Here is a 15114-nt window from a genome sequence, read left to right on the forward strand (position 1 = left end):
ATGCATTATATATTATAATAATGTATAAATTTGAAAATTGGGCATAATTTAATTTCACTAAAATATTAACATGGACAAACATTTAAGCTATTTTGAAGTTAGATGGAAAAACTTCAAAGGATTTGCTGATACTGGTTGGGTTAAAATAAAACCGATTACGATAATCTTAGGATCAAACAACTGTGGAAAAACTAGTTTTCTTGCACCTTTCTTATTGATGAATCAAACCATCAACTCTAGAGATAGATTTTCACCATTAATTGTTAAAGGAGATATGTATGACGGAGGAAATTATCAAGAAATTGTCAAAGACTACAGAACTGAAAACGAAATATATTTTGGGTATAAATATCACATACACGATACGGACCAAAAGTTAGAACAACTTGGTTCGTATGCACCAGGAGCTTTTGAAGTCACATTCAAAGAAGAAAAAAACGGAGAAATTAAACTTAAAAAGAAAACTATTTATGATATTTTTAATCGCAAGTTTTTAACACTATCTTACCAATCAAATGGAAAATATAAATATTCTGGAATTGGTTCTGATGGAATGAATCAAAATGAAAAAAGTGCCATTTTAAACAGTGAACCTATAAATTTTCTTTTTTCCCCAAATTCAGTGCTCTCAGATCTAGAAACAAAAGAAGAAGATAATAATGAAAATGAAAAAATCAAAAGAAAAGTAGAAAGATTTACTAAAGGTTTTTCCCAATTTCTTGGTGCTATATCTTATAATAATTCTCGAGTGAGACAATATTTAGGAGATTTAAGTTTTATTGGACCTATTCGTGACAACCCGCATAGAATCTATGAAATAACCAATGAGACTTATAGTACAGTTGGAAGTAAAGGTGAAAACATGCCCAATCTTATTAAGAAAATCGGAGATGATAATGAAGAATTGAATAATTGGGTGAAGCGTTTTGGGTTCGGAGATAGAATTCAATTAAAACATCATTACAGTAATACTTATAGTTTGAGATTTTTAAAGGACAATACGCATTTTTATACTAGTATTGCAAATGCAGGTTTTGGAGCTTCTCAAGTTTTGCCTTTAATTGTACAAGCAATTGTATCCCCAAAAAGAAGTATTACTATAGCTGAACAACCGGAAATCCACCTTAATCCTAAAATTCAATGTGAACTAGCTGAACTTTTTGCATCAATGGCTAATAAAGGTCAAACTGTTGTTGTAGAAACACATAGTGAACATTTATTGTTAAGAATTCGTAGATTAGTAGCTGAAGAAAAATTAAATGCAGAAAATGTCGCTATTTATTTTGTTGAGCGTGAAAACCATGAATCAAATATTAAAGAAATTAAGCTACAAGAAAACGGGAATATTAAACCTATTGATTGGCCTAAAGATTTTTTTGGAGAGTCATTAAAAGAATCATTAGCCATGGCAAGTGAACAAGTAAAAAGAAAAAAAAGACATGATTGATATTGTTATTGATACTTGTACATTAGTACATGCAAACAATCCAGATTCTAAATATTTTGAAGATTCTGTAATTTTTATAGAGAAGATGCTTAAAAATAGTATAAACTGCGTTGTAGATGAGGGGTTTAGTATCGAATCATCAGATAATAAAAGCTATATCGGATTAGAATATATAAAGCATCTTCAACCTAGTTCTCTCGGTTATAATCTTATAATCTCTTTAATAATGTCAGAACGATTAATTTTTGTTTCTAATAAAATTCCAAACGTTCATAAAAAATATATTGAGCAAATAATTAAAAACAAAAAAGATAGGATGTTTCTTAGAGTTTCTTATAATTCTAGTGAAAAAATATTGGCTTCACACGATTTTAAAGATTATAAAACTAAAAAAAGGGGCACTATAAAAAAAGAAATTAATATTTCAATTGTCACAGCATCTGAAATCAATTATAAATTATAACAATATGCTTAAAAAATAGACTATTAAGTACAGAATAAGAATCTTAGCAATTTTTTCCACCACTTGCTTGGTACAAGCTTATAAGCTTGCGCCATTTCAATCCTCAAAGCAAAATATCACTTCAAATCCCCCGCTGGCGCGAGCGTCACGCTCGTGCCTCCATACTTGCATGCGTATTTCACCATTACAAAAAAAACTATTCGTGGAAAGCACGAGCGAGACGCTCGCGCTAGCAAAAGGATAAAGATATTAATAAAAACAACCAATCCTCCCAGAATAATTTACCCACCCACTCTACTTCCAATCCGCAAAACTTTTACCTATATTTGTTTTTCTTAAAATACACAAATATGCAGGACAAGAAAATACATCAGGGCAGGAACATCAAGCGGTTCCGGGAAATGCTGGGCATCAAGCAGGAAGCACTGGCTTTCGATCTCAATTGCAGCCAGCAAAAGATATCTATTATTGAGCAAAAAGAGACTGTCGAAAAGGATATGCTGGAAAAGATTGCCGGCCTTCTGAATGTTCCGGTAGAAGCTATTGAAAACATGGAAGAAGACCAGGCAGTGAATATTATTGCCAATACTTTTGACAATGGTTCTATACTTAATGGAATCAACTATAATCCTTCGTTCCATCCTATAGACAAAGTTCTGCAACTCCACGAAGAGAAAATTGCTCTGTACGAAAGAATGCTGAAAGAGAAAGACGAAATGATGGCGAAGCTGGAGCAATACTTGCAGAAACCGTGATCCGGATTTTCCTGGCGGTGCTTTCGGGTATTCTTCTGTTCAGCTGTTCTAAAACTAATACGTTGACGCGAGCGTCCCCCGCTAGCGCGAGCTTCCAGCTCGTGCTCACAAAAATTTTCTATTTATTAATAAAGAGAAAACCTTTTCAACACTTTAAGTCGTAAAGAAAAGTATTATGTTTTTTGATAAAGACTAGTGTGACGCTTGCTGCATCGTAGGGGATGGCAATCAGGTTGTTAAACTTGTTGATTTATATTACAACGAAAAGGACTTTAAATAATTATGTCCGCTTGCCCTGCCCTACTAAAGCGCATAAAACCTGACGGGTTTGGTGAAAGTTAGAGTTCCAGTCTTTCATTATTTAATATCTGATCTGATCCCGCAGATTGTCATTCGTTTATAAAATATTTAAATTTGCTAAAAACCGTAAGATGAAAAAAGCCTTTGAATTCCTCAAGCAGCTGGAAAGAAACAACAACCGGGAATGGTTTACCACCCACAAAGCGGAGTATGAGACGATAGCAAAAGAAAACAAAACCCTTTTCAATCAGATCCATGCAGAGCTTCAGCAACATGACCAGGTACCGGGAATCCATATGTACAGGATTTACCGGGATGTTAGGTTTTCAAAGGATCAGACGCCGTACAAAACCCATTTCGGGGTCGGGTATTCCCGCCTGAAACCGATGCTGAGAGGAGGCTATTACATCCATCTTGAGCACGGCAACAGCTTCGTGGGCGGCGGATTCTGGGGACCGGATGCCAAAGACCTGCTCCGCATCCGCAAAGAATTTGAAATCAGCACCGCGGAAATTGAAAAGATTACATCAGACCAAACCTTTATCAATTATTTCAAAGAAATTAAAGGTGATGCCGTGAAAACAGCACCCAGAGGTTTCGATAAAAACCTTCCCGCCATCGACCTGATCAGAAAAAAGCAGTATGTCGTTATGCGGCCGTTGACCGATCAGGAAGTTTTTTCTGCCGATTTCCCAAAAGAAGCGGTGCTCACCTTACTGGCCATGCGCCCTTTTTTCGATTACATGAGCGAAGTGCTTACGACGGATTTGAATGGAGCTTCCTTAATTTAAATGTAAATGGTGTTTGAGAATTTCTCCCTGCATAGAGCAGTTAATATTTACATAATTTTATCAATCATCAACTAAACTCACTTGTTCTTTCAATTACTTTAAAAGTTATAGACCATTAACCATCCCTTGAAATAATCATGAAAATAAAGCTTCTTATCTTTTCATTTCTGATTTCAGTAAAACTATTCGGATGTAAATGCGAAAATATGAGCATTCAGAAATCATTTAAATATGCAGATTTTGTTTTTATAGAAAAGGTGTATGACATTGTTCAGATCCCTACGGGATTCAAAACTTTAAATAATTACCTCAGCAAAATACAGGTTAAGAAAATTTACAAGTCGAATGCTTATGAAGACTTTTACAAAAAAGATGCAACCCTTTTTTCATCTCAGCTTAGATCCTGTGATCTGTTTTACGATAAAAATACCGAGTATTTAATTTTTGGCTATATCAAACCCGATACGAGCTGGCCTATATTCTCTTACCTCAGTTGGCAAGAGCTTCCAGCTCGTACCAACACAAAACTATCACCTATTAATAAAGAGAAAACCTTTTCAACACTTTAAGTTATAAATGAAAGTATTATATTTTTGATGGCCACGAGCTAGAAGCTCGCGGCAGTGTAGGAGAAATTAATTTCATTATCATTTTTAATGTTTTACGATCCGTTTTACTAAATCCTATTTTATTACATTTGCAGCTAAAATCAAGCTGACTAACCATTTAAACTACTAATGGAAGAGAATTTCAAAAATTACGAGAAAACAATTACTAAAAAGCATAGCATCAGCTTTACTCCAAAATACAAAGAAGAGTTTAATACACCGGTTAATGAGATCATTTTTATTGCAGTTGCAGAAAAAGCATTTGAAAAACTTGGTTGGGATGTCATTTATAAAGATAATTTCAATATAGAAGCAAAACGTAAGGAAGCAGGCTGGATGAATGAACGTTGGACAGAAATCATCACGACAACGTACAAAAACGGAAATATTTCTGTAAAAAGCGAATCCTTGGGTAATGAGATCTGGGACGCCGGTAAAAACTCGAAAAGGGTACAATTATTCATCTATGCTTATCAAGAAACCTTAAAGACGTTCGACCAAGAAGCACTTAAGGAATTAGAGAAGGAAGCAGAGAAAAAAAACAACTGGGACGACTATATTATTCCGGATACTTTGCCAAAGCCGATGCAGACAAAGACTCCCGACTTTACAATTCCCTTAATCGGCGGTTTACTAGTCTCACTTATTTTGGGATTTATAGTAGCATTCCTTTCTGTTAAAGGATTATATTTTATCGGCTTATTTGAATTTCTTGTAGCAACAACACTTGTTTTTGCAATGAAATATTTCATTAAATATTCAAATTACACTAATTTTAGAAAGCTTCAGTATTTGTTAGCTGCTATGGTCATATTGATTTATTCATCAAATCAATATTTTCAGTATGAAATAATTCTTCACGAAAATAATTTGGAAAGAATTGGATTCCTGAGCTTTTTACAAATTAGGTTTTCCCAGGGCTTTGTTGTAAATAAAATAAATCTGGGCTGGATAGGTTGGATTATCAGCTGGATTATACAGTTAGGATTAACAGGACTTTTTACTTATCTGAAAACAGCAGTAGTTCTTACGAAATATGTTCTTGAAAGAATACCGGCCGAAGTAGTGGATTTTGCCTGTTATCATTTTGTTAAAAATAAATCGGAAGAGGAAGTAAGAAAAGAACTTGCCGGAAAAGGATGGTCGGACAAAAAAAATCAAGATGAAGTTTTTGAAGCCATCGGAGGTGTTCAGAATGCAGTTGAATTAAATAGAATCAAATAAAAACATCCATCACTGGCGCAATAAACATTCTATAAACCAAAACAATACTTTAAAAATACGCGTGGAAACGCAAATTAACTCGGGTACAAAAAATACCAACTCATATTACTTTTAAATTATTTTATATGAAAAAAATTTTATTCATTATCTATTTATCAATTTTTTCAGTAAGTTGTGCACAAAACTCCGAATCTCAAAATAAACAGAATTCTGATGAAGAAGAATTTGGTGAAATTATAAGTTTTGATGAGTATGATATTTCTATGCTGAGATTAATTGTTACTCCGGAAAAATATCATAATAAAACGGTACAAGTCATTGGATACTTAAATCTTGAGTTTGAAGGAAATGCAATATATTTTCATCAGGAAGATTATGAAAAAGGGTCATCAAGAAATGGAATGTGGGTTGATTTCAGTGAAGATTTAATTCATAAAAAGGATTTGAAAAAATTCAATAAGAAATATGTGATTATAATAGGAAAATTTGATATGAATTCAAAAGGACATATGGGAATGTTCGGAGGATCATTGAAAAACATATCCCGGCTTGATGAATGGCATTAAGAAATATTTCTGATAAAATATTTTTTTAAATACTATCAAAATATTTAACACGATCTCCCGCTGGCGCGAGCTTCTAGCTTGTGTCTACATAAAACTCTTCCTTAATGATAAATAGAAAACAGTTTCAACACATTAAGCCGTAAAGGAGGTATTATGTTTTTAATCACCACGTGCGTGACTCTCGCGGTAGCATAGGGAGAATTTGGCAAGCGTACCCGCTCTTGCCACCACGGAAAAGGAAGATAAAAACATTCATAAATCCATCATTTCCGTATCTTTACTTTCATTCAAACGCAAATCATGTACACAAAACCTTACCTATGGAAAACGATCACACTAACTTTTACGAAGAGGACATCAGGGAATTAAAAGAAGGATTAACGCCTTTTCCTGAGGATATATTTGTGGCAGACCAAGCCTGGTTAAGCAGCTACGTATTGCCTTTGATATCGGTTGATTTGGGGATATTATGGCCGGATTTAAAAGGAACCGTGGTACACCTTCTCAATCCTACTGAACCTTACGAGGGAGTGATTGGTGAGAAAACCACCGATTTCTACACTGAATTCTGCACAGAAAACTGGATGGCCTTCCGGCTTACAGAAGATAATAAGTATGCTTTCTTAGGAAAGGAAGAATATTTCCTTTCTGCTCCAAAACATCAGCATGACATTGATGCTGACTTTACAGAACACATCAATACAATCCGGGAAAATTACCGGAGGACAAAGGCCAGATTTAAAATGACAGGCCAGCTGTTACCCTGGCAGGAAGACAACCCGCAAAGTTTCCTGGACAGGTTAGGCGGAGAACTGTGGGAAGGCAACTGGACATTCATGGCGCCTGTTCCGCCCGCCTTTGAAATGAATGTGGATGAATCCGGTGAAGACCTGCGGAATGAAGGAATTTCAATTTCCTATCAGGACAAAGAATTCCTATATGTCGGTGAAGTATCCGGATACAACTACTGCGGAAAAGGAGCCGATGCTATCCTGATGTTCTATGAACCGGAAAGCCGGATTGTGCTATTTACTTACGACTGGACTTAAAAAATGCATGCCTGAACCAACCGTTTATATAGAATCTATGTCCTACGATTCTTCTTTCGGGATCGGTTTCGGGTACCTGCTGGAAAAACAGAAAGACGGAAGCTGGGCTGTGAAAAAAATGATCAATACTTCTATTACGTAAAGCCTAAACTTCACCATGAAAGTATCATATTACTATGGCATTAAATTTAATTAGCAGATAATACAATGAATACAGCCTTAATCATCATCGATATCCAAAACGATTATTTTCAGAACGGGAAAGCAGAACTGTCACATCCCGATAAAGCAAGCGCTAATGCCAGATTACTGCTTGAACATTTCAGAAGGAAAAATCTGCCTGTTGTCCATATTCAGCATATTGCCAGCCGGCCCGAGGCAACATTTTTCATCTCCGGTTCACCAGGTGCGGAAATCCACCATGACGTGCAGCCCACAGATCAGGAACAGATTATTATCAAGCATTACCCGAACAGCTTCAGGGATACCCATCTTTTGGAATACCTGAAATCTAAAAATATCACCGATCTGGTTATCTGCGGCATGCAGACGCATATGTGTGTAGATGCAACAACAAGAGCCGCAAAAGATTTTGGATTTAACTGTATTGTTATCGGCGATGCCTGTGCAACAAAAGACCTTGCTGTAAACGGAGCTACGGTGAAAGCTGCTGATGTACAGACCGCATTTTTATCGGCCCTGAATTATTTTTATTCAACCGTAATGACCACAGAAGAATACTTAAAACAATAAATGGCCATATAATAAGAAACAGGTTGCAGGAAACTCCTGTTATATGAAGACACATTTACTCTGCCTGTACCACAATAAGATGTCATATTTTGTATTTAATAAAGTGACAAACACGCAGGATATACACATCAGCAAAATGAATTTCCCTACTGATGATTTTATATATGATCAATGGTAAAAAATGACACAATTATTTTCGGCAATCATAACTGGCGGGTGCTTGACATCAAAAACGGCAGAGCATTAATTATCACAGGAGACATTATAGAACTTCAGTGGTATCATCGTGAGTTTACCGATATTACCTGGGCTGACTGTCAATTAAGGAACTACCTGAATAAGGTGTTTTATAATACATTCAACCCGGATGAAAAAGCAAAAATTATTGCGGTAACCAATATCAACAGCGATAACCAATGGTTTAAAACAAAAGGTGGAAGTGACACTCTTGACCATATATTCCTACTTGGTCTTGAAGATGTCTGTGAATACTTTGGAGATAGTAAAGAAAACTTATTCGTTAAAGGCAAACAGAAATGGCTGATTGATGACGAGAATAACCAGGAACGACAAGCAAAGTTTAAGGGTAAAAATCATTGGTGGAGGCTTCGTTCCCCCGGTTATTACGGCCGGACTTCTGCAAGTGTGAATTCCAACGGGAATGTGTATGTCCGTGGCAACGGCGTTTACGGAACTCCGAAAGACGGCGGCGGCATACGCCCTGCATTATGGCTGAAAACTGACTGAAAACATTACTGAAACAAAACCAGACCATTTTCAGCAGGCAGACTGAAGAAAATAATAACAACAGTCATCTAACCAAGCATTAACAATATAGGCAATGGAACTTTAATTTTCAGTGCTGATATAAAAAACTAAATCAATTCGTTAACCATAATTTCACAGCTATGTTTCAAAGAGAAAATATAGAATTTTTAAAATCCAAAGGGTTAAAAATTTCCGGTAATGAAAAAGATAGAATAAGCGTTATAAAACCAAAAGGATTGAGCGGAAATTATCTACCAGAAAACAGTATATCGAAAATAAGTATTGCTCTTGAAGATGAAGAATTGTACTCAGATTGCCCAATAATTCAGATTTATAAAAACGAAAACATTTTTTCAGCAAAATGTTGGGACTGGGTTCCCGGACCAGGTCCGGGAGATTTTGTTATTGATTTTGATTCCGAAGATAAATTAATACAGTTCTTAATACACTATTATTTTGAAAATAATGTATATTTTGAAGCACGTAAACGATACGTTATTCAAAGTAGAAGATCTTTAAACATTGTTGATTTAAAAAATATCTTTGATCAATTATTACAACAAATTGAAAACAAGTTCAATAAGTCCGAAATAACTTTTTTTAATAGAGGCACATTTCATAAAATACCAATTGAAAAATGGCACATAACAGAATCTGAAAAAGATAAAATGACTGTAGAAGCAGAAACAGGTTTTCTATATTTTGAAATCCAAAAATTGCGGAAAAAAATTGATGATAAAGAGGAATTTGATCAAGAAGATTTCACTTATGTTTCTGATTTAATAAATGAATTAAGTTTTACAATGAAAAATAAAGACTAAGATGAATACAAATTTGGATCAGGATGTTTATGTACAAAACCGAAATCCTGAACTAGCTCTAGCATCTTATTCTTGTTATTAAAGAGCATTACAAAATGAAACAAATAAAAAATACAATGAGAAAAATAATCTATTACGTGGCAAGCTCACTGGACGGCTTTATTTCAGGCCTCAATGACGACATCAGCGGTTTCGTGGGAACAGGAAACGGCGTGGACCAATACCTGGCAGATCTGGCCCGGTTCGATACGGTTATCATGGGAAGGAATACTTATGAATTTGGCTATAAATACGGCATGGAGCCCGGACAGCCTGCCTATCCGCATATGAAGCATTATATCTTTTCAGACACCCTGGAACTTCAAAACCCACATCCGCAGGTACAGGTAAAAAAGCTGGACCTTTCCGAAATAGATCAGCTGCAAAGAGAAGCAGGAACAGACATTTATCTTTGCGGCGGCGGACAGTTGGCAGGCTGGCTTCTGGACCATCAGAAAATCAGCACGGTGAAGGTCAAACTGAATCCTCTGATACTGGGAGAAGGGGTCACGCTGTTCGGGGATTCTACTTCAAGCTATAAACTGGAGCTGGTAGACAGTTCAATATATGAGGCCGGATTACAATTGATGACATTCAATATAATCTATTGATCATAAATGCCGAACTTTTACCAATAAGGCTGAAATGACAGTGAAAGAAAATTATCCTAAAAATTGAAACTAAGATGACAAGCTCCATTACAATTAGAGAATACCAAACCAAAGACAAAAGTGAGGTCATTAACTTAATAAGGCTAAATACGCCCAAATATTTTGCAGTTGAAGAAGAAGATTTGAATCAATACCTGGAAACGGAAAGGGAACTTTATTATGTTTTATTGTATGATCAAAAAATTGTTGGCTGTGGTGGGATCAATTTTGCAGACAATAATACAGTGGGAAAAATTAGCTGGGACATACTCCATCCAGATTATCAGGGAAAGTCCTTGGGAACAAAATTACTAAACTACCGAATAGACAAGCTAAATTCTATTGACGGAATACAGAAAATTACTGTAAGGACTTCACAGGTTGCATATAGATTCTATGAGAAGCTGGGATTTGAGCTTTTTGAAGTTAAAAAAGATTATTGGGCAGAGGGATTTGATATGTATAATATGGAATATAAAACAAAATATAATCAGAATGAAAATCGAAACCCATCATATCAACCATCTTAAAATTGCTGAAATTATAACGGACCAGATTATTTTGAGTACTCCCGAAGAAGGATTGGATATATTAGGAAATTTGTATTATCAGGGCTTTGATGGTATAATGATCCATAAAGAAAATATCACCCCAGATTTTTTTGATTTGAAAACTAAAATCGCGGGAGAAATCCTTCAGAAGTTCGCACAATATCAGATGCCGCTGATCATTCTTGGTGATTTTTCTTCTTTCAGCAGCAAGAGTTTAAACGACTTCATCTACGAAAGCAATAAAGGCAGACAGGTTAACTTCCTACCCTCCCGGTCCGAAGCCATACGAGTATGGTCCCATATCTAAATGCAAACGATTTCATGAGATGTAACCAATACCATGCTCACTTATGAAGATAGAACGCTTAGCAGCACTTACTGTTGAACAATTTGAATCGTTAGGAAATGACGGCTATACTTCCGATCAGAAATTTGTTCTGACCACCACTCGGGAGATTCATTCGTTTTCATTCAGCCTGTCACTAACGGATCTGAATGAGACGTATATAAAAGATTACGGCACAACGCCTGAAGATATTGAAGAATATAATGAAATCATCCTGAAAGGAGATTCATTCGGAGCATATGACAACGAGGAACTTGCCGGAATGGCCATCTGTGAAGAGCAACACTGGAATAGCAGCCTGCATCTCTGCAATCTGTTGGTTTCGGAAAAACAAAGACAGAAAGGTATTGGAACACTCTTAATGGCAAAAGTCATCCGGCATGCAAGAGACAAAAATTGCAGGATCATAGACCTTGAAACCCAGAACACCAACGTGCCCGCCATTCGGTTTTATCTAAAACAAGGCTTCAGAATAACAGGATTAAGAACAGATGTATACGATGACGGGATCACTGAAGAAGCCATTTTTATGACGCTCAGGGTATAACCGGAAAAATACAGACCTTCAATGCGGTTTCATGTAATACAGCTGAAGCACAAAACTCAACAGCAGTTTTTTAAATAAACCTTAGCAATATGCAGCACATTTCTGTTTTGAAAGTCTGAAACATCATATTTTATTTGAGATCCTTTTAATGAAAAACTTTTAAAACTACCACAGGATGCAGCCAAATACAGAAACCATACAAAAAATAAAAAACATATTTACGCGGCATGAGTTCCCCGCAAAGACGAAGCTTGTGCTCGAACAAAAGATTGCTGATAACATCTACTATGTTGAAAGTGGTGCTGCACGGGTATGGCTCAATCATGATGGAAAAGAAATTACTATCCGGTGAGATTGGTATATCTTTTATAAAAATGTATCAATAACACCATTTATTATCATAACCGTTCTATTTACAGAACGGTTTTTGTTATGCTTATATTTGAAGATCAATTATCAACCATAGTAAAAATATTAATCCATGAAAATAACAGATAACAGCTTTATATTCAAGCAACTGGGAAAGAATGATAAATTTCCTTATGAACTTCTGCTGCTTGCAGATCCGTCTAAGAAGATGATTGATACATACATCAGGCATTCTGAAGTGTTTACAGCTGTATACCAGGAAGAAACCATAGGGGTTATCGCCCTGTTCCCTCTTGAAAAAAATACGGCTGAAATTAAAAACATTGCAGTAAAACCGGAATTTCAACAACAGGGAATTGGCACTTTCCTTATTGAAAATACCTTTCTGGCAGCCAAAAACAACGGAATGAAAAGCATTATGATAGGCACAGCCAATTCAAGTATCGGGCAACTCCTCCTCTACCAGAAATTAGGCTTTGAAATGACAGAGATCAAAAGGAATTTCTTCCTGGACCATTATGCTGAAACTATTTTTGAGAATGGCATTCAGGCGAAGCATATGGTGGTTCTGGAAAGATCTCTGAAGTGATGGAAAGTCATTAATGCCAATGAGACAATTTATTATTTAAACATAAGTTATCTTATACTTTTCGATTTTGATAATATGATGGTTTCCCATAGCTATGAATTAAAATATTTTATTAAGTTTGTAATGAACACATTTCAAACGAAATTTTATTAAACACAAAAAATTAAATCTTATGAAAAAAATCATTTTAGTTGCAGCTTTAGGGATTGCAGGTTTAGCAAGTGCTAAAAACATCGATGTAAAAAAAGACAAAAACGATGAAAAAATTGAAAAAAAATCGAAAGACACAAAAAGTTCAGAAGAAAGTGAAGCATTAAAAATGCAGTGTATGCAGGTTGGTATGCTAGTTTGGTGTACTAACGAAGTTGTATCCGACACTGTATGCTGGGGTGAAGGTTCAGGAACATCAACTTATGAACAAGCTGTATCTGATTCAATTCACAATTCACAACTTTTGACAGAATTTACTTGTGGTGCTGGAACTGGAAGCGGTCCCGGCGGAAACTAATTAAAATTTAAAGAAATGCGGTTTTACATGTTCTTTTTTCTATTAGTATGTGGTATTATTTACGCTCAATCAGAACAGCTTAACTCCGAGTATGAAGTTATATACAAGGTCAAAATGTACCCTGATACAACATCTAAAAACAATGTAATAGAGGAAAATGTATCATTACTAATAAAAGGCGATAAATCTTTGTTTAAAAGTACAAAAAAAGCAATCCGAGATTCAATAGCAATGGCAATAGGAAAAAAAAGTTTTGAAAATCCTGTAGACGGTAAAGTCATATTAGATATGCGAACTGTTCCCGGTGTCAACTTTAAATCGGAAGTTTTTTCTGAAGGCGGAAAACAAACTGTTTATAAAGAACTGTTGAAAAACCGCTTTTCTTATCCATTAGAAGACCCGATCGATTGGAAAATTGAAAGTGATACTAAAACAATAGCTACATATTTATGTAAAAAAGCTATTGGAAAATATAAAGGTAGGAATTACACAGCTTGGTTTACCGAAGCTGTTCCCATTCCTAATGGTCCCTATGTTTTTAAAGGCTTACCGGGTTTGGTATTGGAGGTTTACGATACTAATAACCATGTAAGCTTTTCTATGGTAAGTTTTAAAAAAGTTGCAAAACCAATAATTCTTATGAATGATGTTGCTAAAACTAACTATGAAATCTATCACAAGGCAAGACAAAATTTTATAGATAATCCTTCAGGAACCTTTATGAGTCAAACGGGACTTTCTGTACGACCTTCAGATGTTTCAAGAATTAATAGTAACGTTAGAAGATTTAATAATTACATTGATTAGATATTGGTGTAATTCATGGTTATTAGTTTTAACAGCTAAAAATTAAAAAAACAGAGCTTCCATGTGGAAGCTCTGTTTATATACCGATTAAAAATGATCTGCAAATAAAAGAAATCTCCTACTTCCCTTTTCCTGATTCTTTCTTTAAAGCCTCATTCTGCTCTTTCAATAAAGCGATATAATCATTCAGGTTGGCTAAAACATGTTCGGGTACATTGCAGTAATAATTATAATTGCCAGATTGATTGTAAGAACCATCGTTAAACGTAAGATTATCATTATTCTGAACAGCATTGATACGCCTTTCCTCCTTGATATCCTCTACGGAAACATCCAGCGCTTTGGCCAGTTTTTCCCATTCGTCATCGAAAATCTTAACTTCGCCATTTTCTTTGCGACAGTAATTAGAGACATCGGTAGCGATGATCTTAGACATATAATCCTGAGTGTAGCCTCTTTGTTTTCTTAGATTTCTTAGCTTTTCCATAACGTTGTTGCTGTGTTTTATTACAAATATAGAGAAAATGAAGGAATATGCGGCAGGCTTCCGAAGCTCTCCGAAGGTTTTCCGCAATTGGCAGGAAATTTTCGGAACCTAAATGTCAATGATTCTGTTTTTCGCTATTGATTTTAAAAAATTAAAGTATATTTACTTATACATTTTACTTTCTGGTAATTCCCAGAATGACAGCAAAATGCTCACTATAAACACATCCAAAAACAACACGATATGAAAAAAATTCATTCAACAAATTATTTCGACACTTTTATTGAAGTGGCAGAAGACACGAAAAGAAACGGCAGTATGAAACCACCGGCAAAAGACAAAAAAACCGTCGCCGAAATGCAATACGACTACATTGCCGGGCATCCATACCAATACACTTCAGACGACGTTTTATTCCAGGTATTCGCAGACAGGAACGACCTTACGAAAGCAGAATACAAGGAAGCCAGGGAACAATTCTTTTCCAAAGGCCAGCCCTGTTTCAGGGCTTCACCACTCACCAAAATGTATGGTTTCGGAATTCACAGCAACAGTGAAGGTAAAATTGCCCTGTATGGAATGGATACTGAAGACTACCAAAAATTCCTGGCCGACCCCAAGGTTAAAAAGATAAAGGCTATGAAATCGGGAAAGTGATCATTAGAACAATTACAAT

22 protein-coding genes are annotated in these 15114 nt (G+C 35.5%); 21 read left to right on the forward strand and 1 reads right to left on the reverse strand.

What is annotated here, in order from left to right:
• The first annotated feature begins 70 nt into the window (after positions 1-70).
• The 20 genes from QE404_RS13235 to QE404_RS13330 all read left to right on the forward strand — a co-directional run bounded on the left by QE404_RS13235 (position 71) and on the right by QE404_RS13330 (position 13951).
• Positions 71-1447 (forward strand): AAA family ATPase, encoded by a 1377-nt coding sequence (locus tag QE404_RS13235; protein WP_307451183.1) that lies wholly within the window; start codon positions 71-73, stop codon positions 1445-1447.
• The gene (locus tag QE404_RS13240) at positions 1440-1910 is read left to right on the forward strand and encodes a hypothetical protein (protein WP_307451185.1); all 471 of its coding nucleotides are present in this window, start codon (positions 1440-1442) and stop codon (positions 1908-1910) included. Before QE404_RS13235 ends, QE404_RS13240 begins: the two co-directional genes overlap by 8 nt.
• A 350-nt stretch (positions 1911-2260) precedes the next feature.
• Positions 2261-2665 carry a helix-turn-helix domain-containing protein gene (locus tag QE404_RS13245; RefSeq protein ID WP_307451187.1) on the forward strand — a complete coding sequence of 135 codons (405 nt, stop codon included), beginning with the start codon at positions 2261-2263 and terminating at the stop codon, positions 2663-2665.
• A gap of 431 nt (positions 2666-3096) precedes the next feature.
• Positions 3097-3756: a DUF2461 domain-containing protein gene (locus QE404_RS13250; protein ID WP_307451189.1), complete on the forward strand. Its 660-nt coding sequence runs from the start codon at positions 3097-3099 to the stop codon at positions 3754-3756.
• 206 nt (positions 3757-3962) lie between these two features.
• Positions 3963-4325: a hypothetical protein gene (locus QE404_RS13255; RefSeq protein ID WP_307451191.1), complete on the forward strand. Its 363-nt coding sequence runs from the start codon at positions 3963-3965 to the stop codon at positions 4323-4325.
• A gap of 168 nt (positions 4326-4493) precedes the next feature.
• On the forward strand, positions 4494-5588 hold the full coding sequence (locus QE404_RS13260) for a hypothetical protein (RefSeq protein WP_307451193.1): 1095 nt from the start codon (positions 4494-4496) through the stop codon (positions 5586-5588).
• A 125-nt stretch (positions 5589-5713) separates the two neighbouring features.
• Positions 5714-6154 (forward strand): hypothetical protein, encoded by a 441-nt coding sequence (locus tag QE404_RS13265; protein WP_307451195.1) that lies wholly within the window; start codon positions 5714-5716, stop codon positions 6152-6154.
• Between the two features lie 320 nt (positions 6155-6474).
• The gene (locus tag QE404_RS13270; RefSeq protein ID WP_307451197.1) at positions 6475-7203 is read left to right on the forward strand and encodes a hypothetical protein; all 729 of its coding nucleotides are present in this window, start codon (positions 6475-6477) and stop codon (positions 7201-7203) included.
• 7 nt (positions 7204-7210) lie between these two features.
• Positions 7211-7345, forward strand: a complete 135-nt coding sequence (locus QE404_RS13275) for a hypothetical protein (RefSeq protein WP_307451199.1) — start codon at positions 7211-7213, stop codon at positions 7343-7345.
• A gap of 65 nt (positions 7346-7410) precedes the next feature.
• Positions 7411-7956 (forward strand): cysteine hydrolase family protein, encoded by a 546-nt coding sequence (locus QE404_RS13280; protein WP_307451202.1) that lies wholly within the window; start codon positions 7411-7413, stop codon positions 7954-7956.
• 171 nt (positions 7957-8127) lie between these two features.
• On the forward strand, positions 8128-8703 hold the full coding sequence (locus QE404_RS13285; RefSeq protein WP_307451204.1) for a DUF6273 domain-containing protein: 576 nt from the start codon (positions 8128-8130) through the stop codon (positions 8701-8703).
• Between the two features lie 161 nt (positions 8704-8864).
• Complete coding sequence (locus tag QE404_RS13290) at positions 8865-9545, forward strand: hypothetical protein (RefSeq protein ID WP_307451207.1); 681 nt, start codon at positions 8865-8867, stop codon at positions 9543-9545.
• 116 nt (positions 9546-9661) lie between these two features.
• Positions 9662-10195: a dihydrofolate reductase family protein gene (locus QE404_RS13295; protein WP_307451208.1), complete on the forward strand. Its 534-nt coding sequence runs from the start codon at positions 9662-9664 to the stop codon at positions 10193-10195.
• 74 nt (positions 10196-10269) lie between these two features.
• A complete protein-coding gene (locus QE404_RS13300; RefSeq protein WP_307451209.1) occupies positions 10270-10764 on the forward strand; it encodes a GNAT family N-acetyltransferase in 495 nt (164 codons plus the stop codon).
• Positions 10730-11092 carry a DUF4180 domain-containing protein gene (locus QE404_RS13305; RefSeq protein WP_307451211.1) on the forward strand — a complete coding sequence of 121 codons (363 nt, stop codon included), beginning with the start codon at positions 10730-10732 and terminating at the stop codon, positions 11090-11092. The genes QE404_RS13300 and QE404_RS13305 overlap by 35 nt, the downstream gene beginning before the upstream one ends.
• 43 nt (positions 11093-11135) lie before the next feature.
• The gene (locus QE404_RS13310) at positions 11136-11678 is read left to right on the forward strand and encodes a GNAT family N-acetyltransferase (RefSeq protein ID WP_307451214.1); all 543 of its coding nucleotides are present in this window, start codon (positions 11136-11138) and stop codon (positions 11676-11678) included.
• A gap of 175 nt (positions 11679-11853) precedes the next feature.
• On the forward strand, positions 11854-12030 hold the full coding sequence (locus QE404_RS13315; protein WP_307453934.1) for a hypothetical protein: 177 nt from the start codon (positions 11854-11856) through the stop codon (positions 12028-12030).
• A 129-nt stretch (positions 12031-12159) separates the two neighbouring features.
• On the forward strand, positions 12160-12636 hold the full coding sequence (locus QE404_RS13320) for a GNAT family N-acetyltransferase (RefSeq protein ID WP_307451217.1): 477 nt from the start codon (positions 12160-12162) through the stop codon (positions 12634-12636).
• 172 nt (positions 12637-12808) lie between these two features.
• Positions 12809-13144 carry a hypothetical protein gene (locus QE404_RS13325; RefSeq protein ID WP_307451218.1) on the forward strand — a complete coding sequence of 112 codons (336 nt, stop codon included), beginning with the start codon at positions 12809-12811 and terminating at the stop codon, positions 13142-13144.
• Between the two features lie 27 nt (positions 13145-13171).
• Positions 13172-13951, forward strand: coding sequence for a GLPGLI family protein (locus QE404_RS13330; protein ID WP_307451220.1), 780 nt, complete (start codon positions 13172-13174; stop codon positions 13949-13951).
• Positions 13952-14069: 118 nt separating this feature from the next.
• Here QE404_RS13330 and QE404_RS13335 read toward each other — a convergent pair whose 3' ends face one another.
• Positions 14070-14438, reverse strand: a complete 369-nt coding sequence (locus QE404_RS13335; protein ID WP_307451222.1) for a helix-turn-helix domain-containing protein — start codon at positions 14436-14438, stop codon at positions 14070-14072.
• 243 nt (positions 14439-14681) lie between these two features.
• On the opposite strand from QE404_RS13335, the gene QE404_RS13340 reads away from it, so the two are divergent.
• Entirely contained in the window at positions 14682-15095 is a 414-nt protein-coding gene (locus QE404_RS13340) for a DUF6157 family protein (RefSeq protein ID WP_307451223.1), read from the forward strand.
• Positions 15096-15114 lie beyond the last annotated feature (19 nt).

The sequence above is a fragment of the Chryseobacterium camelliae genome (assembly GCF_030818575.1).
Classification (GTDB): Bacteria; Bacteroidota; Bacteroidia; order Flavobacteriales; family Weeksellaceae; genus Chryseobacterium; species Chryseobacterium camelliae_A.

Excerpts from the sequence above, each read along its gene's own strand:
- QE404_RS13265 (WP_307451195.1), top strand. The coding sequence starts at position 5,714 with ATGAAAAAAATTTTATTCATTATCTATTTATCAATTTTTTCAGTAAGT.
- QE404_RS13245 (WP_307451187.1), top strand. The coding sequence starts at position 2,261 with ATGCAGGACAAGAAAATACATCAGGGCAGGAACATCAAGCGGTTCCGG.
- QE404_RS13295 (WP_307451208.1), top strand. The coding sequence starts at position 9,662 with ATGAGAAAAATAATCTATTACGTGGCAAGCTCACTGGACGGCTTTATT.
- QE404_RS13270 (WP_307451197.1), top strand. The coding sequence starts at position 6,475 with ATGGAAAACGATCACACTAACTTTTACGAAGAGGACATCAGGGAATTA.
- QE404_RS13315 (WP_307453934.1), top strand. The coding sequence starts at position 11,854 with ATGCAGCCAAATACAGAAACCATACAAAAAATAAAAAACATATTTACG.
- QE404_RS13300 (WP_307451209.1), top strand. The coding sequence starts at position 10,270 with ATGACAAGCTCCATTACAATTAGAGAATACCAAACCAAAGACAAAAGT.
- QE404_RS13250 (WP_307451189.1), top strand. The coding sequence starts at position 3,097 with ATGAAAAAAGCCTTTGAATTCCTCAAGCAGCTGGAAAGAAACAACAAC.
- QE404_RS13310 (WP_307451214.1), top strand. The coding sequence starts at position 11,136 with ATGAAGATAGAACGCTTAGCAGCACTTACTGTTGAACAATTTGAATCG.
- QE404_RS13240 (WP_307451185.1), top strand. The coding sequence starts at position 1,440 with ATGATTGATATTGTTATTGATACTTGTACATTAGTACATGCAAACAAT.
- QE404_RS13235 (WP_307451183.1), top strand. The coding sequence starts at position 71 with ATGGACAAACATTTAAGCTATTTTGAAGTTAGATGGAAAAACTTCAAA.
- QE404_RS13290 (WP_307451207.1), top strand. The coding sequence starts at position 8,865 with ATGTTTCAAAGAGAAAATATAGAATTTTTAAAATCCAAAGGGTTAAAA.
- QE404_RS13260 (WP_307451193.1), top strand. The coding sequence starts at position 4,494 with ATGGAAGAGAATTTCAAAAATTACGAGAAAACAATTACTAAAAAGCAT.
- QE404_RS13340 (WP_307451223.1), top strand. The coding sequence starts at position 14,682 with ATGAAAAAAATTCATTCAACAAATTATTTCGACACTTTTATTGAAGTG.
- QE404_RS13320 (WP_307451217.1), top strand. The coding sequence starts at position 12,160 with ATGAAAATAACAGATAACAGCTTTATATTCAAGCAACTGGGAAAGAAT.
- QE404_RS13335 (WP_307451222.1), bottom strand. The coding sequence starts at position 14,438 with ATGGAAAAGCTAAGAAATCTAAGAAAACAAAGAGGCTACACTCAGGAT.
- QE404_RS13325 (WP_307451218.1), top strand. The coding sequence starts at position 12,809 with ATGAAAAAAATCATTTTAGTTGCAGCTTTAGGGATTGCAGGTTTAGCA.
- QE404_RS13285 (WP_307451204.1), top strand. The coding sequence starts at position 8,128 with ATGGTAAAAAATGACACAATTATTTTCGGCAATCATAACTGGCGGGTG.
- QE404_RS13255 (WP_307451191.1), top strand. The coding sequence starts at position 3,963 with ATGAGCATTCAGAAATCATTTAAATATGCAGATTTTGTTTTTATAGAA.
- QE404_RS13330 (WP_307451220.1), top strand. The coding sequence starts at position 13,172 with ATGTTCTTTTTTCTATTAGTATGTGGTATTATTTACGCTCAATCAGAA.
- QE404_RS13305 (WP_307451211.1), top strand. The coding sequence starts at position 10,730 with ATGAAAATCGAAACCCATCATATCAACCATCTTAAAATTGCTGAAATT.
- QE404_RS13280 (WP_307451202.1), top strand. The coding sequence starts at position 7,411 with ATGAATACAGCCTTAATCATCATCGATATCCAAAACGATTATTTTCAG.
- QE404_RS13275 (WP_307451199.1), top strand. The coding sequence starts at position 7,211 with ATGCCTGAACCAACCGTTTATATAGAATCTATGTCCTACGATTCTTCT.